This is a genomic window from Streptomyces sp. NPDC046759 (assembly GCF_040645475.1).
In the GTDB taxonomy this organism is placed as follows: Bacteria; Actinomycetota; Actinomycetes; order Streptomycetales; family Streptomycetaceae; genus Streptomyces.
Genome location: NZ_JBEYYJ010000003.1, coordinates 157,047 through 177,853, shown reverse-complemented (window position 1 = coordinate 177,853; position 20,807 = coordinate 157,047). Strand labels below are relative to the sequence as shown.

Sequence of the window (20,807 nt, the reverse complement as noted above, 5' to 3'; positions counted from 1 at the left end):
CGGCCCGCAGTCCACGATCCATCCATGTACTGTGGTATAAATTCGGAGGCCGGGGGATCTCACAGAGCCGTGAGAAGCGAGGAGCACATGACCGTCGGACCGGCCCCCCTCGGGCGCCGCGAACGCAGCAAGCAGCGGATCAGAGACCGCATCTACACCTCCGCACTCACCCTGTTCGCCGAGCAGGGGTACGACGGCACCACGATCGACCAGATCGCCGAGCACGCGGACGTGGCCCGCGGGACCTTCTTCAACTACTTCCAGCGCAAGGAAGACCTGGTCACCGCTTGGGCCGAAGCACGCAAACAGCGCCTGGAGGAGTGCATGGAGGCATCCATGCACACCCGCGACGACGGGGTCACGGTCCATCTGGAACGCTGCATGCTGGCACTCGCCGAGTTCAACGAGACGGAGCGGGAGATCACCTCCGCGATGCTCCAGGCATGGGTGAAGGCGGGGCGGCCGCTGCTGGAGGAGCCGTACGCGGGGCACGTGTTCGCCACCATCATCGAGGCGGGGCGCCGGCGCGGTGAGATCGCCGTCGACATCGACCCCATGCGGGTCGGCAACATTCTCCGCGACTCCTATCTGGGTCTGCTCTACCGCTGGTCCCAGAGCCAGGAGCCGCGCATCCCGCTCCACATCGAGCTGCGCGAGGTGCTGCGCATCCTGCTCACCGGGATCCTGTCCTACCCCCGGCCGGCGACGTCCGTGAGCTGAGGGCGTTTCGTCTCCACCGTTCCGTGCGCACTCAGCTGTGCGGCGGAACGCGGGAGTCGTCGGGCCGGTGTGCGGCGCTGCTCCAGCCGGCGAGGAGCCTCAGGCGGTCGTAGGACGGCGAAGACGGTTCGGCGGTGTAGATGCCGAGGATCTGGTCGGGGTCGTCGGTGGCGGTGGAGGACTCGTAGCCCAGGACGAGGTCGCCGACGAGGGCGTGGTGGTAGCGCTTCGTGCCGTGGGTGCGCTGGAAGACGTCGTGGTCGGCCCACCAGCTGCCGTGCCGCCCGGCGTCGACGTCAACCCCGACGACGTCTCCGTATTTCGTCGCAGCGCTAGCTCTTGCCCTTGCCGGGCAGGAACTCCTGCACCTTCGCCTTCAGACCCTGCTTGACCATGGAACCCCGGTCGGCGTCGCCCTTCAGGATCGACGCGGCCGTGGCCTCCATCTGCTCCCAGGTCGCGTGCGGCGGGATCGGCGGTACCGCGGGGTCGGTGAGGAACTCGATCACACACGGCCCGTCGGCCTCCAGGGCGGCTCGCCAGCCCGCCTCCACGTCCTCCGGCTTCTCCACCCGGATCCCGGTCAGACCCAGCGAGCGGGCGAACGCCGCGTACTGGACGTCGGGGATCGACTGCGACGGCAGGAACTGCGGGGCGCCCTCCATGGCCCGCATCTCCCACGTCACCTGGTTGAGGTCCTGGTTGTTCCACACCGCCACCACCAGCCGCGGATCCGACCAGCGATCCCGGTATTTCGCCGCCGTGATCATCTCCGCCAGGCCGTTCATCTGCATCGCGCCGTCGCCGACGAGCGCGAACACCGGGCGGTCCGGATGGGCGAACTTCGCGCCGATCGCGTACGGCACACCCGGTCCCATCGTCGCCAGCGTCCCGGACAGCGAACCCCGCATGCCCGGCCGCATCGTGATGTGCCGGGCGTACCAGTTGGCGACCGAACCGGAGTCGGAGGTCAGGATCGCGTTGTCCGGCAGGAGCGGATCCAGCGCCCTGGCGACGTGCTCCGGATTGATCGGATCGGCCGACAGAGCGGCTCGCCGCTCCATCGTCTCGTGCCAGCGCTTCACGTTCGCACACACCGTGTCCTGCCACTCGCGCCCGCCCCGGTCGCTGTTCAGCATGGGGAGCAGCCGCCGCAGCGTCGCCTTGGCGTCACCGACCAGGTTCACCTCGTACGGGAAACGCATACCGATCATGTGCGGGTCGATGTCGATCTGCACCGCCCGCGTGCCGAAGTCCGGCATGAACTGCGTGTACGGGAAGGACGACCCGATCGTCAGCAGGGTGTCGCAGTCCCGCATCAGCTCGTACGAGGGCCGGCTGCCCAGCAGCCCGATCGGCCCGGTGACGTACGGCAGTTCGTCACTGAGCACGTCCTTGCCGAGCAGCGCCTTCGCGACGCCCGCGCCGAGCAGCTCGGCGATCTCCTGCACCTCGGCCACCGCGCCGGCCGCGCCCTGGCCCACCAGGATCGCCACCTTGTCGCCCTCGTTCAGCACGTCCGCCGCCCGGCGCAGCGCCTCGTCCGTCGGGGTCGCGGTGTAGTCGCTCATGCCCAGGCTGGAGGGCACCATCTTGAACTCGTGCGTCGGCGGCGAGTAGTCCAGTTCCTGCACGTCGGCCGGGATGATCAGGGCGGTCGGGCTGCGCCGGGCGTATGCGGTGCGGATCGCCCGGTCCAGCACGTTCGGCAGCTGCTCGGGCACCGTCACCGTCTCCACGAAGTCCGAGGCGACGTCCTTGTACAGCGTGTGCAGGTCGACTTCCTGCTGGTAGGAGCCGCCCATCGCGGTCCTGTTGGTCTGGCCGACGATCGCCAGCACCGGCACGTGGTCGAGTTTGGCGTCGTACAGACCGTTGAGCAGATGGATGGCGCCCGGTCCCGACGTCGCCGCGCACACTCCGAGACGGCCGCTGAACTTCGCGTATCCCACCGCCTCGAAGGCGGACATCTCCTCGTGCCGCGCCTGGATGAACCGCGGGCGGTCCTCGGCGCGGCCCCACGCGGCCAGCAGTCCGTTGATGCCGTCGCCCGGATAGCCGAAGACCTGCTCCACGCCCCAAGCGCGCAGGCGCTCGAGAATGTGGTCGGAGACCTTGGTGCTCATGGAGGGACCTCCCCGTGCGGTTCGAAGCGGACCATCCGCTCAGTTACCTACCGAGTCACCTGCACCGGGGACGGAAAACCTACCGGGGCGGGGCACGGGCGGCGCGGGCGGTGGGTTCCGGACGGCGGCCGGTGTCCGTCACCCGGGCGGCCGACCCCGTCCCGCGAATGGGGTCCGGCCGCGCGCGCCGCGGCGCCGCGCGGGCTGTCATGGCAGCGAGGGCACGCCCGTGCCCGGTACCCGTGACGCCGCAGGACAGTGCCCCGCGCCGCCGTACGCACCGGTGCCCGGCGCACTGCCGTGCCGGGGTCAGGCGTACCACCGCCGACCGCCCCGCCCTATCCGCCGAGGAGCCCTCCCCATGCGCCGCACCGCCCGAGCCCTGTCCGTCGCCTTCGCCGCCGGTGCCGTGCTCGCCCTGGCCGCGCCCGCCGCCACCGCCGCCGACGCCGGGCATGCGAGCGTGCCTCCGGTGGGCGGTGCTGCCGATGTGGGGAGTGGGGGTGCGCCTCCGGTGGGCGGTGCTGCCGATGTGGGGAGTGGGGGTGCGCCTCCGGTGGGCGGTGCTGCCGACGCCGGGCATGCGAGCGTGCCTCCGGTGGGCGGTGCTGCCGATGTGGGGAGTGGAGGTGTGCCCCCGGTGGGCGGTGTTGCCGACGCCGGGCATGCGAGCGTGCCTCCGGTGGGCGGTGTTGCTGACGCCGGGCATGCGAGCGTGCCTCCGGTGGGCGGTGCTGCCGATGTGGGCCGTGGGGGAGTGCCCCCGGTGGGCGGAGTTGCCGACGCCGGCCATGCAAGTGTGCCCCCGGTGGGCGGTGTTGCCGACGCCGGGCATGCGAGCGTGCCCCCGGTGGGCGCTGCTGCCGATGTGGGGAGTGGGGGTGTGCCGCCGGTGGGCGGTGTTGCCGACGCCGGCCATGCGAGCGTGCCCCCGGTGGGCGGAGCCACTCCTGGCAGGGTCCCCGGCCCGTGCGCCGCCCCGCAGCAGTGCGGCGGCTCCCACGACGGTCCCGATCTCGGCCACCGGTGCGCGCAGGCCCCCGACGAGCTCTGCCGCGACGGCCACGACTGCGGCAGACCGGACGGCCGGCAGTCCCGCGACACCGACGGATGCGCCCCGCCCACCGTGCAGCACGGGGTACAGGCCGGCGAGGGCGGCGCCTTCAGCGACTCCGTCCCGGCCCTCGCCGCCGGGGCCGTCTTCATCGCCGCGGCCTGCGGCGGGGCCGGCTACCGGCTGTACGGCCTCAGGCGCTCCACGGACGGCCCCCCTTCGGAGGTGTGACCGGGCCGACGCCGGGTCACCCCCCTTGGAGGGCCGCTCGGCGGGTACACCCCCTCACAGGGACCCCGGCAGGCGTCTGCCACACCAGGCGGCACCACCGCCCCGAGCCACAGCAGCGACCAGACCAGCGACCAAGCGACCACCACGACAACAAGGGCCGGTCAGGACGAGGGGCGACCAGCGGCGGACGGTGATGAGCAGCGACAACGACGACAGGACGGGGCACTGAGGACCCCGGCCGGTACAGCCGGCCACGGACGGCACGACACCGATCGAGCACCACAGGGCCCGCCCGCCCCGGCCACCCGGCCCGGAAACGGCGGCACACGGCACCAGCACCGTGCGGAGGCGGACATGCGGCGGACGGACCCCCAGGGCCACGGCCCCGTCCGCTACGGGCCGCCCTTGCCCGCCGACGGCCTCCCCGTGCTTCCCGAACTCACCGCCGTGCTCGCCGCCGCCGCCGGCCGCGCCGACGCCCAGCCCGTCGGCGGCGCGCCCGCCCTCCTCGAAGCGGCCTGCGGCTACTGGACCCGGCGCGGCCTGCCCACCGTCCCCGACCAGGTCGCCGCCGGACCGGGCGCCCCGGCGCTGCTGCTCGCCCTCACCGCCGCACTCGCCGGAGACGGGGCCGACGTCCTGGTCCCGCGCCCCTGTGCCGCCTGGTGGGCGCCGTACGCCCGGGTGCTGGGCCGGCCCGCCTACCACGTGCCCACCCCGGCCGAGAGCGGCGGCGTCCCCGACCCCTACGCGCTGCTGGAGACCGTCCGCCGGGTCCGCGCCGAGGGGGGCGATCCCCGGCTGCTCGTGCTGTCCGTCGCCGACGACCCCACCGCCACCGTCGCCCCGCCGGAACTCCTGCACGAGACCGTCGAGGCCGCCACCGCCGAGGGACTGCACCTCGTCAGCGACGAGACCTGGCGCGACACCGTGCACCACCCCCACGACACCGTCCTGCTCAGCCCCGCCGAGATGTGGCCCGACCGGGTCACCGTCGTCACCGACCTCGCCGGTTCCCTGCTGCCCCCCGGCTGGCCCGCCGGCGTCGCCCGCTTCCCGGCCGCCGAACCGGGGCGGCAGCTCCACGCGCGCGTGCTGGACGTCCTCACCGCGCTCGGCGCCCGCATCGCCGTGCCCGTCGCCGCCGCGGCCGGCTACGCCCTCGACGAACCCCCGCCCGTCACCGAGCGGCGCGAGGCCACCGTTCGGCTGCACGCGCGCGTGGCCGCCGCCGCGCACGCCGCCGTCGTCGCCGCCGGCGGACTCGCCCGCCCCCCGCAGGCCGGCCGCCACCTGTACGCCGACCTCGGCCCGCTGCGCGAACTCCTCGCCGAGCAAGGTGTCGGGGACGCCCAGGATCTGGAGGACCTCCTCACCGCGCGGCTCGGCATGCCCGCGCCCGGCGGCCACCGCTTCGGCGACGACCTCGGGGCCCTGCGCGTACGGCTCGCCACGGGGCCCCTGCTGGGCGGCACGGACGAGGAGCGGGCGGAATGCCTCGCCTCACCCGCGCCGTTGGAACTGCCGCACGTGCAACGCGCGTTGATCTCGTTGACATCGGTCCTCGACGATCTCCGCGACGACGCTCAGCGATGGGAGCCTCCTCGATGACGCAGCAGACGCATGAGCCCGATACGCATGAGCCCGAGACGCATGAACCCGAGACGCATGAACCCGAGACGCGTGAGCCCGGATCGGGCGCGACGACGAGCACGACGACCACGACCACCACCGTCACCACGACGGCCCGTACGACGACCATGGCGCCCGCCCCGACCCGTGAGACCGGCGCCCCGGGCCCCCTGACGCCCCCTTTCCCTCCGCTGGCCGAGCCCCGCCCTCTCGGCGAACACCGTGTGTGGCCCCGGACCTTCCACGACCGGCTCACCGCCCCCCTGCCCGGCCTGAAGGCGCTCGCCCGCTTCGCCCGTGAAGGCGCCGTACGTCCCGGTGCCGAAGGCCTCGCCGACGTCACCCGGCTGCCCTGCGCCCCCGCCCCGCTGCCCCGTGTCGACCGGCGGACCCTCGCCGTCACCTGGGCCGGGCACGCCAGCTGGATCGTGCGGATCGGGGGCCTGACCGTGCTCACCGACCCGGTCTGGTCCCGTCGCATCCTCGGCACCCCGGCCCGCGTCACCCCCGTCGGCGTCCCCTGGGAGACGCTGCCCCGCATCGACGCCGTCGTCATCAGCCACAATCACTACGACCACCTCGACGCCCCGACGCTACGCCAACTCCCGCGGACCACCCCGGTGTTCGTACCCGCCGGCCTCGGCCGCTGGTTCCGGCGCCGCCGCTTCACCTGCGTCACCGAGCTGGACTGGTGGGAGGGCGCCGAACTGTCCGGCGTCCGCTTCGACTTCGTCCCCGCGCACCACTGGTCGAAGCGCACCCTCACCGACACCTGTCACAGCCTCTGGGGCGGCTGGGTCCTCACCGACGGCGACGGGCAGCGCCTCTACTTCGCCGGCGACACCGGCTACGGCCACTGGTTCTCCCGCATCGGCCGCCGCTACCCCGGTATCGACCTCGCCCTGATGCCGATCGGCGCCTACGACCCCCGCTGGTGGCTCAGCGACGTCCACTGCGACCCCGACGAAGCGGTCCAGGCCACCCTCGACGTGGGCGCCCGTCGCATGGCCCCCATGCACTGGGGCACCTTCATCCTCTCGGCGGAGCCGGTCCTGGAACCGCTCATGAGAGTCCGGGCGGCTTGGGAGAAGGCGGGACTGGAGCGGGACGACCTGTGGGACCTGCCGGTCGGAGCTTCCAAGGTGCTCGACTGAGGCGCCTCGACGAAGGCGCGGGCCACCGTGCGACAGCGCGACAAGCCACAACGCACCGCGACCCCGAAGACGAGAGGAACCCGGGCGGCGCTACCGGAACCGCCGTACCACGCCCGGTATCGCGCTGATCAGCACGGTCAGCGCCACCGCCACCACAACCCCCTCCCACGGCTCGGGGAACAACGAACCGCCCAGCACGCCGATCACCTGATAAGTGGCCGCCCAGGCCAGGCAGGCCGGCAGGTTCCCCCGGGCGAACCGCCGCAGCGGCCACTCCGCCATCAGACAGGCCAGCATCACCGGAATACGACCGGCCGGCACCAGACGGGACAGCACCAGCACCGCGACCCCGTGCTCGGCCAGCTTCCCCCGCGCCTGCGCCAGGCGTTCCTCCGGCGCCCGCGCCCGTATCGCCTCCAGCCACCGCGACCCGTTCCGCGACCGCATCCCGCGCCGCCCCAGCCAGTACAGCGCCGCATCCCCCAGGAAGGCCGCCAGCGACGCCGTCGCGAACACCAGAGCCAGGGAGAAGGGCGCCGTCTGGTGGAACGCCACCACCGCCGCCGAACTCACCAACGCCCCGGTCGGCACCACCGGCACCAGCGCCCCGATCAGCACCAGCAGGAACAGCGACGGATACCCGGCCGCCTGCTGCGTCGACTCCGGCGAAAGCGTCGACGTGGTGGAGGCGGCGGCCAGCACCGCCAGGGAGGCCGGCGACCTCACCGCGCGACCTCCAGCCACACGCTCTCGCCGTGGCCCAGCTTGTGCACCGCCACCCCGGGTGCCGCCACGGACGCGAGCCGCACGAACTCGTCGCCCGGCGCATGGAACTCGTGCGGCCGCACCGCGTCCATGCCGATCGGCCAGTACGTCCCGTAGTGCACCGGCACCGCCGCCCGCGGCGCCAGCCGCGCCAGTGCCCGCGCCGCCCGCGCGGCGTCCAGATGCCCCTCACCGAGGTACGGGCCCCAGCCGCCCACCGGCAGCAGCGCCACGTCCACCGGCCCGACCCGGTCGGCCATCGCGTCGAACAGCCCGGTGTCCCCGGCGAAGTAGGTCCGTGCCTCACCCTCCACGACATAGCCGAGCGCGGGTGAACGGCGCGGCCCCACCGGCAGCCGCCGCCCGTCGTGCAGCGCCGGAACCACCCGCACCAGCAGCTCGCCGATCCGCACCGCGTCCCCGGGCACCACCTCCGTCACCCACAGCTGACGCAGACGGCGCAGACCCGGCACCGCCCGTGGTGCGCCCCGGGGCACGAGCAGGCGCGTGCCCGGTGCGAGGCCCGCCAGCGAAGGCAGATGCAGATGGTCGGCGTGCAGATGCGAGACGAGCACCACGTCCGCGTGGCGGGCCCCGTCGGGCGGCACGGCACCCTGGCGCCGCCGCAGGTGCGCCAGCCGGCGCGCGAACAGCGGATCGGTGAGCACCCGTATGTTCCCGTCCCGCACCGTGCAGGTGGCGTGACCCCACCAGGTGATCTCCACCGGCACCCTCTTCGCCTCCTTCACGCGACTCCCCGAAGCCTACGGGCAGGAGTAGGGTCTGCGGCGAAACCCGGAGGTGAGGGGGACGCCATGGGAGAGCTGCGGGGTACCTCCGACACGCCCGCGCCGGTGCGGGTCATCGCCATCGCCAGCCTGACCCCCCTGGAGGAGCTGGAAGCCGACCCCTTCCTCGTCGACTCCCGCAGCCAGCACGCCATGTGCGCCCGCTGGGCCGCCGAACGCGGCTACGTCATCGCCCGGGAGCTCCTGGTCGGCGGACTGCGCTTCGACCACGGCGCACTGTGGGACGGCGTCCGGCCCGGAGTGGACGTGTTCGTCGCGCCCAGCATGCGCGTGCTCCGCCGGGCCCTGTCCTCCGTCGAGGCGTTCACCGCGGAGTGCGCGCGGCGCGGCGTGCGCGTGGAGACCGTCGGGCGGGCCGAGCCGTCGTACGACGCGCAGATGAAGGCCCGCGTCCACCGCAGGCTGTCCATGCCGACGGCCGGCTACGACGGCCGCTAGCAGGGGGCTGGGATCCGCCCCCGCCGGACACGGGCACGTCGAGCACGAGCACGGGCGTGCGGTCGTCCGGTGCGCCTGTCCATGACGTCGTGGCTCCACCGCGGAGTCGTCGCGATCGGCATCACGTGCGGTGGACCTCGTGTGACAGGGTGGGGCGGGGCCCGGGCTTCGAGCGGGCGGGGAGGTGAGGTGGACGAGGCGTGCTGAGCGTGCGATGGCGGCGGGTTGCCAGTCAGATCGGGCGGAGCATCGCCGTATGGGCGGTGTCCACCCTCACCATGCTGGCCCTCGCCGCACTGCTGCCCGACTTTCAACTCCAGTCCGCCGACGGCGACAGCGCCACCCGCATCGCCATCACCGCCGCCTGCGGCGCCGGCGCGTTCGGTGTGCTGTCGGCCGTCGTCTGGCCGCTCCTCGTCCGGCTGCTGCTCCTCGTCCCGGCGCTCGTGCTGGGCCTGCTGGTCTTCTTCCTCAACGGTTCCCTGCTGCTGCTCGCCCTGCGCATCACCCCCTCCGGCCACGGCGAGGCCGCCCCCGAGACCGCCGTCATCGTGGCGGCCGTGATGTCCGCCGTCGCCTCGGCCACCGGAGCGGCCCTCGCCGTACGCGACGACGAGGCGTACCGGCGCCGCCTGCACCGCCTCGCCGCCCTGCGCCGCAGATCCGGCCCGCCCTGCCCGGCCACACCCGGCCTGGTCTTCGTCCAGCTCGACGGTGTCGGCCACGACGTGCTCGTGGACGCGGTCCACAAGGGGCTGATGCCCACGGTGGGGCGCTGGCTGGGGAAGGGCGATGGGGTACGGACAACGGGGGATGGCCGCGAGGACATACCGGCGGCGGGCGGCGGTCCACCCCCGGCGTACGACGGCGCTTCGCCGACCCACCACCTCACCCCCTGGCGCACCGACTGGTCGAGTCAGACCGGTGCCAGCCAGCTCGGCATCCTGCACGGCAGCGCCTTCGACGTGCCGGCCTTCCGTTGGTACGAGAAGGAGCGCGGGGAGGTGATGGTGTGCAACCGGCCGACCAGCGCCGCCGAACTGCAGCGCCGAGCCGTACTGCGCACCGGCGACGGTGGACTGCTCACCGTGGACGGCGCCAGCCGGGGCAACCTCTTCAGCGGCGGCGCCGGCGAGCAGGCCCTCGTCCTGTCCATCGCGGCGCGCCGCCGAAGCCGGGAGAACCGTTCCCGCGCCGGTTACTTCGCCTACTTCTCCGACCCGGCCAACGCCGTACGCACCGCTCTGTCCTTCGTCGCCGAGGTGGCGCGTGAGATCGGCCAGTCCACCCGTGCCCGGATCGGCGGGCAGCGCCCCCGCGTGAGCCGTGGCGGGCTGTACCCCCTCGTCCGCGCCTTCGCCACCGTCGTCGAACGGGACGTCGTCGTCGCCGCGGTGATGGGCGACATGCTCGCAGGCCGCACCGCCGTCTACGCCGATCTCGTCGCCTACGACGAGGTCGCCCACCACTCCGGTCCGCACAGCCGGGACGCCGGGAAGGTCCTGCAACGCCTCGACCGCTGCCTCGCCCTGCTCCAGCGGGTCGCCGAACACGCCCCCCGCCCGTACCGCATCGTCGTCCTCTCCGACCACGGGCAGAGCCCCGGCGAGACCTTCCGCTCCCGGTACGGCCTCACCCTCGGCGACCTGGTCCGGGCCGGCTGCGGGCTGCACGTACCGCGCACCGCCGAACGCACGCACAGCGGTGCCGAGGCCCGGGCCGCCGTGCGTGCCGCGCTGCGCCGGCCCGTGGAGGAGAGGAACGAGCAGCGCCGTCCGGCCCCGGGGTCCGAGCCGATCGTGCTGGCCTCCGGCAACCTCGGCCTGGTCTCCTTCCCGGGCGTGCCCCACCGCATGACCAAGGAGGAGATCGACGCCCGCCACCCCGCCCTGCTCACCACACTCGCCAACCACCCCGGCATAGGCTTCCTGCTGGTGCGCAGTGCGGAGCACGACGGTGTGGTGCTGGGTGCCCACGGCGCAGAGATTCCGCTCGCCGGGCTCGACGACCGGTCCGGTCCCCTGGCCCTCTTCGGCCCCGGTGCCGCCGACGCCGTGCGGCGCACCCACTCCTTCCCGCACACCGGCGACATCATGGTGAACTCCGCCCTCGACGCCGTCGACGGCGAGGTCCTCGCCTTGGAGGAGCAGATCGGCTCCCACGGCGGCCTCGGCGGCGCCCAGTCCCGCCCGTTCCTGCTCTCACCGCGGGATCTGTCCGCACCGGTCGACGGCACGGCGGAACTGACCGGTGCCGAGCAGGTGCACCAGGTGCTGCGCCGCTGGCTGGGCGAGCTGAGCGGGCCCCAGGTACCGCTGACCGAGGGCACCGGGACCGAGTGCGCCGGGACCGACGGCATCAGGACGTACGGCACCGAAACCGAAGGCACCGGGACCTCCAGCGCCGGCACCGACGGAACCGACGGCACCGACGGCACCGAGGACGAGCGGGCCGCCTGAAAATCGGCTGCGCGCGCACCGCCGCACCCGCACACTGTTCGAGCCGCACCCTCCACCCCTCGAACACCCCCAAGGATGCCCAGCGTTGCAGGCTGCCGTCACCGTCACCCCCGCCCGCGTCCCCGAACTCCTCCTCGGCCTCGCCACCGTCCGGCCCGTGTTCCTCTGGGGCGCCCCCGGCGTCGGGAAGTCGTCCCTGGTGCGGGAGTTCGCCGACTCCCTGGGCCTCGAGTGCGTGAGCCTGCTCGGTACGCAGCTCGCGCCCGAGGACCTGATCGGCGTGCCGCAGATCCGCGACGGACGGTCGGTGTTCTGCCCGCCGGAGACCATCGCCCGCGACGAGCCGTACTGCCTGTTCCTGGACGAGCTGAACGCGGCCACCCCGGACGTGCAGAAGGCGTTCTACTCGCTGATCCTCGACCGCCGCATCGGAAGCTACGAACTGCCCGCCGGCTCCATCGTCATCGGCGCCGGGAACCGGGCCACCGACAACGCGCTCGCCCGGCCGCTGGCCTCCGCCCTGGTCAACCGGCTCGCCCACGTCCATCTGGAGGTCTGCGCCACGGACTGGCTGGCCTGGGCCGCCGCCCACGGCATCCACCCGTGGGTCCTCGATCACCTCACCGACCGGCCCGACCACCTGTGGTCGAAGCCGCCGAAGACCGAGGAGCCGTTCTCCACGCCCCGCTCCTGGCACATGCTCTCCGACGCCCTGCACTCCTTCGGCCCCGATCTCGACGAGCCGACCCTGACCGTGCTCGCGCACGGCACGCTCACGCCCGCGCACGCCACCGCGTTCTGCGGTTACGTCAAGGTCGTGCGCAGCCGGTTCGGTATCGAGGCCATTCTCAAGGGCGACGCCCGCTGGCCGCACCGGCTGCAGGACCGCGACCTGCTGTACTACCTCGCCGAGTCGTTCCGCGGCCGGCTGGTCAAGGAGCTGCCCGCCAGCAAGGAGCACATGTCGGCGAACGGCCGGCAGATCGCCCACCGCGCCAAGTCGCTGCTGGTGCAGCTCGCCGAGGTCTCCGTCGAGGTCGCCCAGACCGTCATCGCCACCGATGCCGACGGCAACCCCGTGCTGCCCTCGTGGTTCCTGGTGGAGGCGGCGCGCGACATGCCGCGCCTGGTGGAGGCCCGGCGGTGAGCCGCACCCCGCCGAAGAAGAAGCGCGACCTGGCCGGCGAGGCGTTCGCCGAGGGGATGCGGCTGGTGCGGGCCAACCCGGCGCTCGCGGCCGTCGACTTCGGTGTGTGCCGCAGCCAGACCTGCACGTTCGCCCCGCGCGACGGGCTCCTCGTCGTCGACTCCGACGCCACCGTGCACGCCCACCCCGACCGGCTCGCCGAACCCGGCGCCTGGGCCTGGACCCTCGCGCACGCCGCCCTGCACCTCGGATTCGGGCACGTACCGGCCGCCAAGGGCCGGCGCGAACAGCCCGATCGGTACGACCTCGCCGCCCGCTGTGTCGTCGTCAACCGTTTCCTGCTCGGTTTCCCCGTCGGCACCACCCCCGAGGACCTGCCCGCGAGCTACCCCGACGGGGACGAGGAGCGGCTCGCCGCGCGCTGGCGGGCCCATGGCCTGCCGCCCGCCTACGAGCACTGCGGCACCGCGGGCGGCGCACCCGACCAGGTGCTCACCGAATGGCACGCCTGGCAGGGCCCGGTCCCCGACCGGCAGCTGGCCTTCGCCACCGCGCTGACCCGGACCGTGTCCGCCGCGATGGACGTGGCCGGCGGCCGCCGGGACTCCCTGGACGGCGCGCGGATCCCGCAGCGCCCCTGGGAGCGGGCCCTGAGCTGGTTCGTCTCCTCCTATCCGCTGCTCGGCGGCATCGCCGCCGACATCAAGCTGGTCGCCGACGCCGAGCTCGCCCGCGCCCACCACATCGCCGTCGCCGCCGTCGACCCGGAGGCGGGCGAGATCTACCTCAATCCGCTGCGCACCTACGACGACGAGGAGTGGCGGTTCATCCTCGCCCACGAGATGCTGCACGCCGCCCTCCGCCACGGCGACCGCTGCGGCTCCCGCGACCCCTACCTGTTCAACGTCGCCTGCGACTACGTGATCAACGGATGGCTGGTCGAGATGCGGGTCGGCACCCTGCCGGAGGGCCTGCTGCACGACCCGCAGCTGTCCGGCCTGTCCGCCGAGGAGGTCTACGACCGCATCGCCGGCGATCTGCGCCGCGTCCGCCGTCTGGCCACCCTGCGCGGCAAGGGCACCGGCGACGTCCTCGGCGCCCCGCTCGGGCCGCCCGGCCACTACGTCGACCTGGACGAGTTCTACCGCCGCGGCCTCAGCCGCGGCCTGGACCTGCACCAGGCGCAGGAGCGCGGGTTCCTGCCCGGCGGCCTGGTCGAGGAGATCCGGGCGCTCAGCCATCCGCCCCTGCCCTGGGACGCGCAACTCGCCCGCTGGTTCGACGAGTTCGTGCCCCGCCCGGAGCCCGTACGAACCTTCGCACGCCCCGCCCGCCGCCAGGCCTCCACCCCTGGCATCCCGCGCGCGGGACGGTACTACCCGCCCGAGGAGGTCGCCCGCTGCACCTTCGGCGTGGTCCTCGACACCTCCGGTTCGATGAGCCGCACCCTGCTCGGCAAGGCGCTCGGCGCGATCGCCTCCTACGCCGGGGCCAGGGACGTACCGGCCGCCCGCGTGGTGTTCTGCGACGCCGCCCCGCACGACGCCGGCTATCTTCCCGTCACCGAGATCGCGGGCCGGGTACGGGTGCACGGGCGCGGCGGCACGGTCCTGCAGCCCGGCATCGACCTGCTGCACCGCGCCGAGGACTTCCCGTCCGCCGCACCGGTGCTGGTGATCACCGACGGCTGGTGCGACGTGCTGCGGATACGCCGAGAACACGCCTACCTGATCCCCCAGGGAAGTCACCTGCCGTTCACGCCGCGTGGCCCGGTCTTCAGAGTGCGATGAGCCCGGATGTGATCGGATAGGGGGTACGGAAACCCCGTGACCGGACCCTACGTGCCGCACGTAACGGGACCCCACGCGAAAGGAACCCATCGTGGCCACCACGCGCACCGCGCACACCGTCTGGGAAGGCAACCTTCTCCAGGGCAACGGCGTCGTCACCTTCGACTCCTCCGGCATCGCCGACCAGCCGGTCACCTGGGCCTCGCGCTCCCAGGACGCGAACGGCAAGACCAGCCCCGAGGAGCTGATCGCCGGTGCTCACTCCAGCTGCTTCTCCATGGCCCTCTCGCACGCCCTGGCCGGCGCCGGCACCCCGCCCACCCGCCTCGACACCAAGGCCGATGTGACCTTCCAGCCGGGCGAGGGCATCACCGGCATCCATCTCACCGTGCGCGGCCAGGTCCCCGGCCTGGACGCGGAGGGTTTCGCCTCGGCCGCCGAGGAGGCCAAGAAGAACTGCCCGGTCAGCCAGGCCCTGGCCGGTACGACCATCACGCTGACGGCCGAGCTGGGCTGAGGTCTCCCACCGCCCCGGATGCCGCGTCCCGCCCCGGGGCGCGGCATCGCCGTTCCGGGGAACCCGGGCATTGACAGCGCCGCAGGCACGGCATGTGCTGGGAGTGCGGCAGGCGCCCGGGCGGAAGGGGACGAACCATGGCACGTGCGGTCGGGATCGATCTCGGGACGACGAACTCGGTGGTGGCCGTCCTGGAGGGCGGCGAGCCCACCGTCGTCGCCAACGCGGAGGGTGCGCGGACCACACCGTCCGTCGTGGCCTTCGCGAAGAACGGAGAGGTGCTGGTCGGCGAGGTCGCCAAACGGCAGGCCGTCACCAACGTGGAGCGCACCGCCCGCTCGGTGAAGCGGCACATGGGCGACGCGAACTGGCGTTTCCCGGATCAGGGCTCGGTCGACGGCGCCCGCTTCCGCGCGCAGGAGCTGTCCGCGCGGGTGCTGCAGAAACTGAAGCGGGACGCGGAGGCCTACCTCGGCGAGGACGTCACGGACGCGGTGATCACCGTACCCGCGTACTTCGACGACGCGCAGCGGCAGGCCACCAAGGAGGCCGGCGAGATCGCGGGTCTCAAGGTGCTCAGGATCATCAACGAGCCGACCGCCGCCGCCCTCGCCTACGGCCTCGACCGCGGCGACGAGCAGACGGTGCTGGTCTTCGACCTCGGCGGCGGCACCTTCGACGTGTCCCTGCTGGAGATCGGCGACGGCGTCATCGAGGTGAAGGCCACCAACGGCGACACCCACCTCGGCGGCGACGACTGGGACCAGCGGATCGTGGAACACCTGGTGAAGCGGTTCAAGGGGAATTACGGCATCGACCTCGCCGCCGACAAGATGGCCGTGCAGCGGCTGCGCGAGGCCGCCGAGAAGGCCAAGATCGAACTGTCGTCGTCCTCGGAGACGACCATCAACCTGCCCTACATCACCGCCTCCGCCGAGGGTCCGCTGCACCTGGACGAGAAGCTGACGCGGGCGCAGTTCCAGGAGCTGACCTCCGACCTGCTCGACCGCTGCAAGAAACCGTTCCACCAGGCCGTCCAGGACGCCGGGATCCAGCTGTCCGCGATCGACCACGTCATCCTCGTCGGCGGCTCCACCCGGATGCCCGCCGTCACCGACCTGGTCCGCGACCTCACCGGCAAGGACCCGCACAAGGGCGTCAACCCCGACGAGGTGGTCGCCGTCGGCGCGGCCCTCCAGGCCGGCGTGCTGCGCGGCGACGTCAAGGACGTGCTGCTGCTCGACGTCACCCCGCTGTCCCTGGGGATCGAGACCAAGGGCGGCATCATGACCAAGCTGATCGAGCGCAACACCACGATCCCCACCCGTCGTTCGGAGATCTTCACCACCGCCGCCGACAACCAGCCCTCGGTCGGCATCCAGGTCTACCAGGGCGAACGCGAGATCGCCGCCTACAACAAGAAGCTCGGCGTCTTCGACCTCACCGGTCTGCCGCCCGCCCCGCGCGGGGTCCCGCAGATCGAGGTGGCGTTCGACATCGACGCCAACGGGATCATGCACGTCTCCGCCAAGGACCTGGCGACCGGCCGCGAACAGAAGATGACCGTCACCGGTGGCTCCGCCCTGCCGAAGGACGACATCGACCGCATGATGCGGGAGGCGGAGCAGTACGCCGAGGAGGACCGCAAACGCCGCGAGTCCGCCGAGACCCGCAACCAGGCCGAGCAACTCGTGTACCAGACCGAGAACTTCCTCCGCGACAACCAGGACCGCGTCCCGGCCGACACACGCGGCGAGGTCGAGTCGGCCGCCGCGGAACTGAAGACCCTGCTGGAACAGAACGCCGACACCACCGCCCTGCGCGCCGGGGTGGAGAAGCTCGCCACCGTCAGCCAGAAGATGGGCCAGGCCATGTACGCGGCCGCCTCCTCGCCCTCCGGCGAGTCCGCGCAGCAGAGCGGGAGCACGGCCGACGCGGACGACGCGGAAGGGGTGGTGGACGCGGAGATCGTGGACGACGACAAGGACGCCAAGGGAGGTGCCGCCTGACTTCCCAGGCCCTCCCGGCCACACGTCTGGCTGCCCGTCCTCGGCTCGCGCCACGGGGTTCTCTACGGGCGGGCAGTCTCACGACGTCGTCCGCCGGGGCGGCCTCCACCGCCCGCGGTGCGCGGCGAGGCACTCCGGCACCGCACCGAGCCACCCGACGAACCCCGGCGCTCCGGCACCGGGTCAGCGCTTGACCGCCACCCCCGCGTACACCGGCACGACTCCCTCCGCCTGGGCCGCCACGTCCACCGGTTCCGGGCGCCAGCCGTGCACCGGGATGACGCCGGGGCCGAGCAGTTCCAGGCCGTCGAAGAAGCGGCGGAACTCGGGCAGGGAGCGGGGGTGGAACGGGGTGCCGCTGCGGCGGAACAGCTCGGCGGCCTTGGCCACGCCCTCGGGGCTCAGGTCCTGGGTGACCTGGGAGAGGATCAGGAAGCTGCCCGGGGCCAGCCCGTCGACGTACCGGTCGACCAGCCCGTACACGTCGTCCTCCTGGTCACCCAGGTAGTGGGTGAGCGCGACCAGGGACAGGGAGACCGGGCGGTCGAAGTCCAGGAACCCGGCCGCCCGCCGCAGGATGAACTCGGGATCGCGGACGTCGGCGTGGATGTAGTCCGTGCTGCCCTCGGCGGAGCTCTGCAGCAGGGCCTCGGCGTGCCGGAGCACGATCGGGTCATTGTCCGCGTAGACCACCTTCGACTCCGGCGCCGCCTGCTGCGCCACCTGGTGCAGATTGGGCTCGGTGGGGATGCCGGTGCCGATGTCGAGGAACTGGCGGACACCGGCCTCGGCGGCGGTCCGCACGGCCCGGTGCATGAACCGCCGGTTGGCGCGCGCCCCGCGCACGGCCGTGCCGTCGGCGGCCAGGATCCGCCGGGCCAGCTCCTCGTCCACCGGATAGTTGTCCTTGCCGCCCAGCCACCAGTCGTACACCCGGGCGGGATGCGGACGGCTGGTGTCGACGGGCTCGGGCGTGGCGTCGGATGCGGTCATACGGCTGTTCCCCCAGAGGTCGGTCGCATCGGTCAGGACATGCGGTCACAAGGTCGCGCGGAACTCCCGCAGCAGGGTCTGCGTGCGCTGGGCCGACGCGGCGCGCGCCGTCATGTGGTCCAGCACCTCCAGATGCGTGGCCACCTCGCGGCGGGAGTCCAGATACAGGGCGCCGGTCAGGTACTCGGTGAACACCATGTCCGGCAGCTCCGGCTCGGCGAACCGGAACAGGGTGAACGGCGCGTACGTCCCCGGATGCGGGCCCGCCGCGAACTCGGCGAGCTGCAGTGTGACCCGGTCCCGCCCGGCGTACTCGAGCAGTCGGTCCAGCTGCTCGCGCATCACCTCGCGGCGCATGCTCACCGGGCGCCTGAGCACCGTCTCGTCCATGATCACCCACAGGTGGGGCGGGTCGTCCCGCTCCAGCAGCCGCTGCCGTTCCAGGCGCAGCGACACATGCCGCTCCACGCTCTGCGGCGAGGTCTGCCCGATCGTCCCGGCCTCCAGCACCGCTCGCGCGTAGCCCTCGGTCTGCAGCAGGCCCGGGATGAAGTGCGGCTCGTAGGAGCGGATGATCCGGGCGGCGCCCTCCAGGCTGACGTACAGGCTGAACCAGTCCGGAAGCACGTCGTGGAACCGCTGCCACCAGCCCGGCTGGTTCGCCTCCTCGGCCAGCCGCACGAACGCGGCCGCCTCCTCCTCGGCCACCTGGTAGGTGTCCAGCAGCACCTGCACGTACGGGATCTTCAGCGCGACCTCGGCCATCTCCATGCGCCGTACGGTCGCCGACGCCACCCTGAGGACCCGGGCGGCCTCCTCCCGGCTGAGGCCCGAGGCCTCGCGCAGTTCCTGCAACCGTTTACCGAGGACCACCTGTCCCACGGTGGGCGCAGCCCGCCGCTCACTCACGCCACGCCTCCCCTGCGCGCCGAAGTACGCGGGCAGTCTGCCATGTGATCGCCTCTCGCACACCGGTCCGAGGCGTCCGGTCCCTCCGGAGGAGCGGTCAACTGCCCTGTGTCTGCAGGTACTTGGCGGTTGCCGGGTCCGCCGGCAGGAAGGTCTCGATGGCCAGTTCGGCGACCGTGACGTCCATCGGCGTGTTGAAGGTGGAGATCGACGACACGAACGACAGGATCCGCCCGTCGTGCTCGATGCGCAGCGGCAGCGCGAAGTACGCGACCGGCTCGGCCGGTTCGCCGTCCCGAGCCTCCTCCGGCACCGGATAGGCGGCCACCTCCTCGTACAGGGCGCGCAGCCGGTCCGAGCGCTGCAGGGCGATCTGCCGTTCCATCTGCGCCAGCAGGTGTCCGCGCCACTCGGGCAGATTGCGGATGCGCGGCGCCAGCCCTTGCGGATGCAGGGTCAGCCGCATCGCATTCGGCGGCGACAGCAGTTTCTCCGGCACGCCGTCCAGCAGCATCGCGATGCCCCGGTTCGCCGCGACGACCGTGTAACCGGCGTCGACGACCAGCGCCGGATACGGCTCGTAGCCCTGGATCAGGCGTTCCATGCCGTCGCGCAGGGCGTCCAGTGCCGGGTCGTCGAGCGGGGTCTCCGGGTAGTGCGGGGCGTAACCGGCGGCCAGCAGCAGGGAGTTGCGCTCGCGTACCGGCACGTCGAGGTGCTCGGCGAGCCGCAGCACCATCTCCTCACTGGGACGGGAGCGGCCGGTCTCGATGAAACTGATGTGCCGGGCCGAGGAGTCGGCGCGCAGCGCGAGCTCCAGCTGGGAGACCCGGCGCCGCTCCCGCCAGGCGCGCAGCAGCGGGCCGACGCCCTTGCCGGGGACGGCGGGAGCGGTGGCGGACGCGGAGGGACCGGAGGCGACTATGGTCATACGACCGACCGTAGCCGAGGAGTTGGCGGGTTGCGCACGAACGAGCCGTGGCGGACGCCCTCCCTTCAGGCGGCGGCGGTCCACCGGAGCCGGGTCCGCGGGTGCCTCCTCAGCTGGAGGGCGCGGTGCTGCGCACGCTGCGGCTGCTGGAGCGGTACCGCGGCCACGCGGAGACCGCGGCCGCCCTGCGTGCCGCCCGGGATCTCGCCGCCGACGCCACGCCGGCGGCGGAGAACGCGGAGTCGCTCGGCGCCGGCTGGGTCGCCGAGGAGGCCCTCGCCATCGGGCGTCTACTGCGCCCTCGCCGAGCCCCGAGCCGAGCGGGCGCTGCTGCTGGCCGTCAACCACTCGGGCGACAGCGACTCCACCGGCTCGATCTGCGGCAACCTGCTCGGCGCGCTCTACGGCGACACGGGCCTGCCGCACGCCGGGGTGGCCCGGGTCGAGGGCCGGCACCGGATCGCCGCACTCGCCGACGACCCTGGAGGCGGAGTGCGGTGCCTGACGCCGTGGAGTGCGGGGACTGTGCCGTGGAGTGTGCGGGCCGACGCTGTGGGGTGTGCGGGCTGACGCGGTGGAGTGTGCGGGCCGGCGCTTCGGGGCGCGGGGACTGTGCCGTGGAGTGTGCGGGCCGACGCCGCGGGGATCGCAGGCGGTTGACGCCGAGAAGTGCGCGGGCGGTCGACGCCGTGAAGTGCGTGGGCGGTTGACACGGCGGAGTGCACACGGCTGACGCATGGAGTACGCATACGGCCGGCGTGGCAGTCTGAACCCGTACCCCGCCGTCCCGCCGACCCGAAGGGAGACCCGGCCATGGCCGTCGAACCGCTGTCGCAGAAGGAGATCGAGGACCGGCTCGCCGAACTGCCCGGCTGGTCGCTGGACACCGGCCGGCTCACCCGTTCCTACCGCCTCGGCTCCCATGTCGCGGCCGCCGCGCTGGTCATGCACATCGCCGCCGTCCAGGACGAGCTGAACCACCACTCCGACCTCACCCTCGGCTACAACACCGTCGCGCTCACCGTCCACACACACAGCGCCGGAGGCGCCGTCACCGAGAAGGACTTCGCGCTCGCCCGCAGGGTGGAGGACATCGCCCCAGGTCACGGCGCACACTGAGGGA

17 protein-coding genes and 2 pseudogenes are annotated in these 20,807 nt (G+C 72.9%); 12 read left to right on the top strand and 7 right to left on the bottom strand.

The features are described from left to right. Positions 1 to 87: 87 nt before the first annotated feature. Entirely contained in the window at positions 88 to 720 is a 633-nt protein-coding gene (locus ABZ919_RS05555; protein ID WP_361243118.1) for a TetR/AcrR family transcriptional regulator, read from the top strand. Positions 721 to 751: 31 nt separating this feature from the next. Here the strand turns inward: ABZ919_RS05555 and ABZ919_RS05550 are convergent. After that, positions 752 to 982 (bottom strand): annotated as a pseudogene (locus tag ABZ919_RS05550) (transcriptional regulator); the annotation flags it as partial. A gap of 70 nt (positions 983 to 1,052) precedes the next feature. After that, complete coding sequence (locus ABZ919_RS05545) at positions 1,053 to 2,846, bottom strand: thiamine pyrophosphate-requiring protein (protein ID WP_361243117.1); 1,794 nt, start codon at positions 2,844 to 2,846, stop codon at positions 1,053 to 1,055. A gap of 892 nt (positions 2,847 to 3,738) precedes the next feature. Here ABZ919_RS05545 and ABZ919_RS05540 point away from each other — a divergent pair. The 3 genes from ABZ919_RS05540 (at position 3,739) to ABZ919_RS05530 (ending at position 6,917) form a co-directional block, all read left to right on the top strand. After that, positions 3,739 to 4,131, top strand: coding sequence for a hypothetical protein (locus ABZ919_RS05540; RefSeq protein WP_361243115.1), 393 nt, complete (start codon positions 3,739 to 3,741; stop codon positions 4,129 to 4,131). Positions 4,132 to 4,485: 354 nt separating this feature from the next. After that, complete coding sequence (locus ABZ919_RS05535) at positions 4,486 to 5,742, top strand: aminotransferase class I/II-fold pyridoxal phosphate-dependent enzyme (RefSeq protein WP_361243113.1); 1,257 nt, start codon at positions 4,486 to 4,488, stop codon at positions 5,740 to 5,742. Further along, a complete protein-coding gene (locus tag ABZ919_RS05530) occupies positions 5,625 to 6,917 on the top strand; it encodes an MBL fold metallo-hydrolase (RefSeq protein WP_361243111.1) in 1,293 nt (430 codons plus the stop codon). The genes ABZ919_RS05535 and ABZ919_RS05530 overlap by 118 nt, the downstream gene beginning before the upstream one ends. Before the next feature lie 90 nt (positions 6,918 to 7,007). Here the strand turns inward: ABZ919_RS05530 and ABZ919_RS05525 are convergent, their stop codons facing one another. Both ABZ919_RS05525 and ABZ919_RS05520 read right to left on the bottom strand, forming a co-directional pair. After that, positions 7,008 to 7,625, bottom strand: a complete 618-nt coding sequence (locus tag ABZ919_RS05525) for a VTT domain-containing protein (protein WP_361243485.1) — start codon at positions 7,623 to 7,625, stop codon at positions 7,008 to 7,010. Between the two features lie 14 nt (positions 7,626 to 7,639). Continuing rightward, complete coding sequence (locus tag ABZ919_RS05520) at positions 7,640 to 8,413, bottom strand: MBL fold metallo-hydrolase (RefSeq protein WP_361243483.1); 774 nt, start codon at positions 8,411 to 8,413, stop codon at positions 7,640 to 7,642. An 84-nt stretch (positions 8,414 to 8,497) separates the two neighbouring features. Here ABZ919_RS05520 and ABZ919_RS05515 point away from each other — a divergent pair, with 84 nt between their 5' ends. The 6 genes from ABZ919_RS05515 (at position 8,498) to dnaK (ending at position 16,851) form a co-directional block, all read left to right on the top strand. Continuing rightward, the gene (locus ABZ919_RS05515) at positions 8,498 to 8,929 is read left to right on the top strand and encodes a hypothetical protein (protein WP_361243109.1); all 432 of its coding nucleotides are present in this window, start codon (positions 8,498 to 8,500) and stop codon (positions 8,927 to 8,929) included. A gap of 200 nt (positions 8,930 to 9,129) precedes the next feature. After that, on the top strand, positions 9,130 to 11,388 hold the full coding sequence (locus ABZ919_RS05510; RefSeq protein WP_361243108.1) for a phage holin family protein: 2,259 nt from the start codon (positions 9,130 to 9,132) through the stop codon (positions 11,386 to 11,388). Positions 11,389 to 11,473: 85 nt separating this feature from the next. Continuing rightward, positions 11,474 to 12,535 (top strand): MoxR family ATPase, encoded by a 1,062-nt coding sequence (locus tag ABZ919_RS05505; RefSeq protein ID WP_361243106.1) that lies wholly within the window; start codon positions 11,474 to 11,476, stop codon positions 12,533 to 12,535. Further along, on the top strand, positions 12,532 to 14,325 hold the full coding sequence (locus tag ABZ919_RS05500; protein WP_361243104.1) for a hypothetical protein: 1,794 nt from the start codon (positions 12,532 to 12,534) through the stop codon (positions 14,323 to 14,325). Before ABZ919_RS05505 ends, ABZ919_RS05500 begins: the two co-directional genes overlap by 4 nt. A gap of 91 nt (positions 14,326 to 14,416) precedes the next feature. Then, positions 14,417 to 14,842 carry an OsmC family protein gene (locus tag ABZ919_RS05495; protein WP_361243102.1) on the top strand — a complete coding sequence of 142 codons (426 nt, stop codon included), beginning with the start codon at positions 14,417 to 14,419 and terminating at the stop codon, positions 14,840 to 14,842. A 137-nt stretch (positions 14,843 to 14,979) separates the two neighbouring features. Next, positions 14,980 to 16,851 (top strand): molecular chaperone DnaK, encoded by a 1,872-nt coding sequence (gene dnaK, locus ABZ919_RS05490; RefSeq protein ID WP_361243100.1) that lies wholly within the window; start codon positions 14,980 to 14,982, stop codon positions 16,849 to 16,851. 183 nt (positions 16,852 to 17,034) lie between these two features. Here dnaK and ABZ919_RS05485 read toward each other — a convergent pair whose 3' ends face one another. The 3 genes from ABZ919_RS05485 to ABZ919_RS05475 form a co-directional block, all read right to left on the bottom strand. Further along, on the bottom strand, positions 17,035 to 17,844 hold the full coding sequence (locus ABZ919_RS05485) for an SAM-dependent methyltransferase (protein ID WP_361243098.1): 810 nt from the start codon (positions 17,842 to 17,844) through the stop codon (positions 17,035 to 17,037). 45 nt (positions 17,845 to 17,889) lie between these two features. Beyond that, a complete protein-coding gene (locus ABZ919_RS05480; RefSeq protein ID WP_361243096.1) occupies positions 17,890 to 18,753 on the bottom strand; it encodes a helix-turn-helix transcriptional regulator in 864 nt (287 codons plus the stop codon). Positions 18,754 to 18,850: 97 nt separating this feature from the next. Next, entirely contained in the window at positions 18,851 to 19,684 is an 834-nt protein-coding gene (locus tag ABZ919_RS05475) for a helix-turn-helix transcriptional regulator (RefSeq protein ID WP_361243094.1), read from the bottom strand. A gap of 113 nt (positions 19,685 to 19,797) precedes the next feature. On the opposite strand from ABZ919_RS05475, the pseudogene ABZ919_RS05470 reads away from it, so the two are divergent. Further along, positions 19,798 to 20,254, top strand: a pseudogene (locus ABZ919_RS05470) (ADP-ribosylglycohydrolase family protein); the annotation flags it as partial. Between the two features lie 243 nt (positions 20,255 to 20,497). After that, a complete protein-coding gene (locus ABZ919_RS05465; RefSeq protein WP_361243092.1) occupies positions 20,498 to 20,803 on the top strand; it encodes a 4a-hydroxytetrahydrobiopterin dehydratase in 306 nt (101 codons plus the stop codon). Positions 20,804 to 20,807 lie beyond the last annotated feature (4 nt).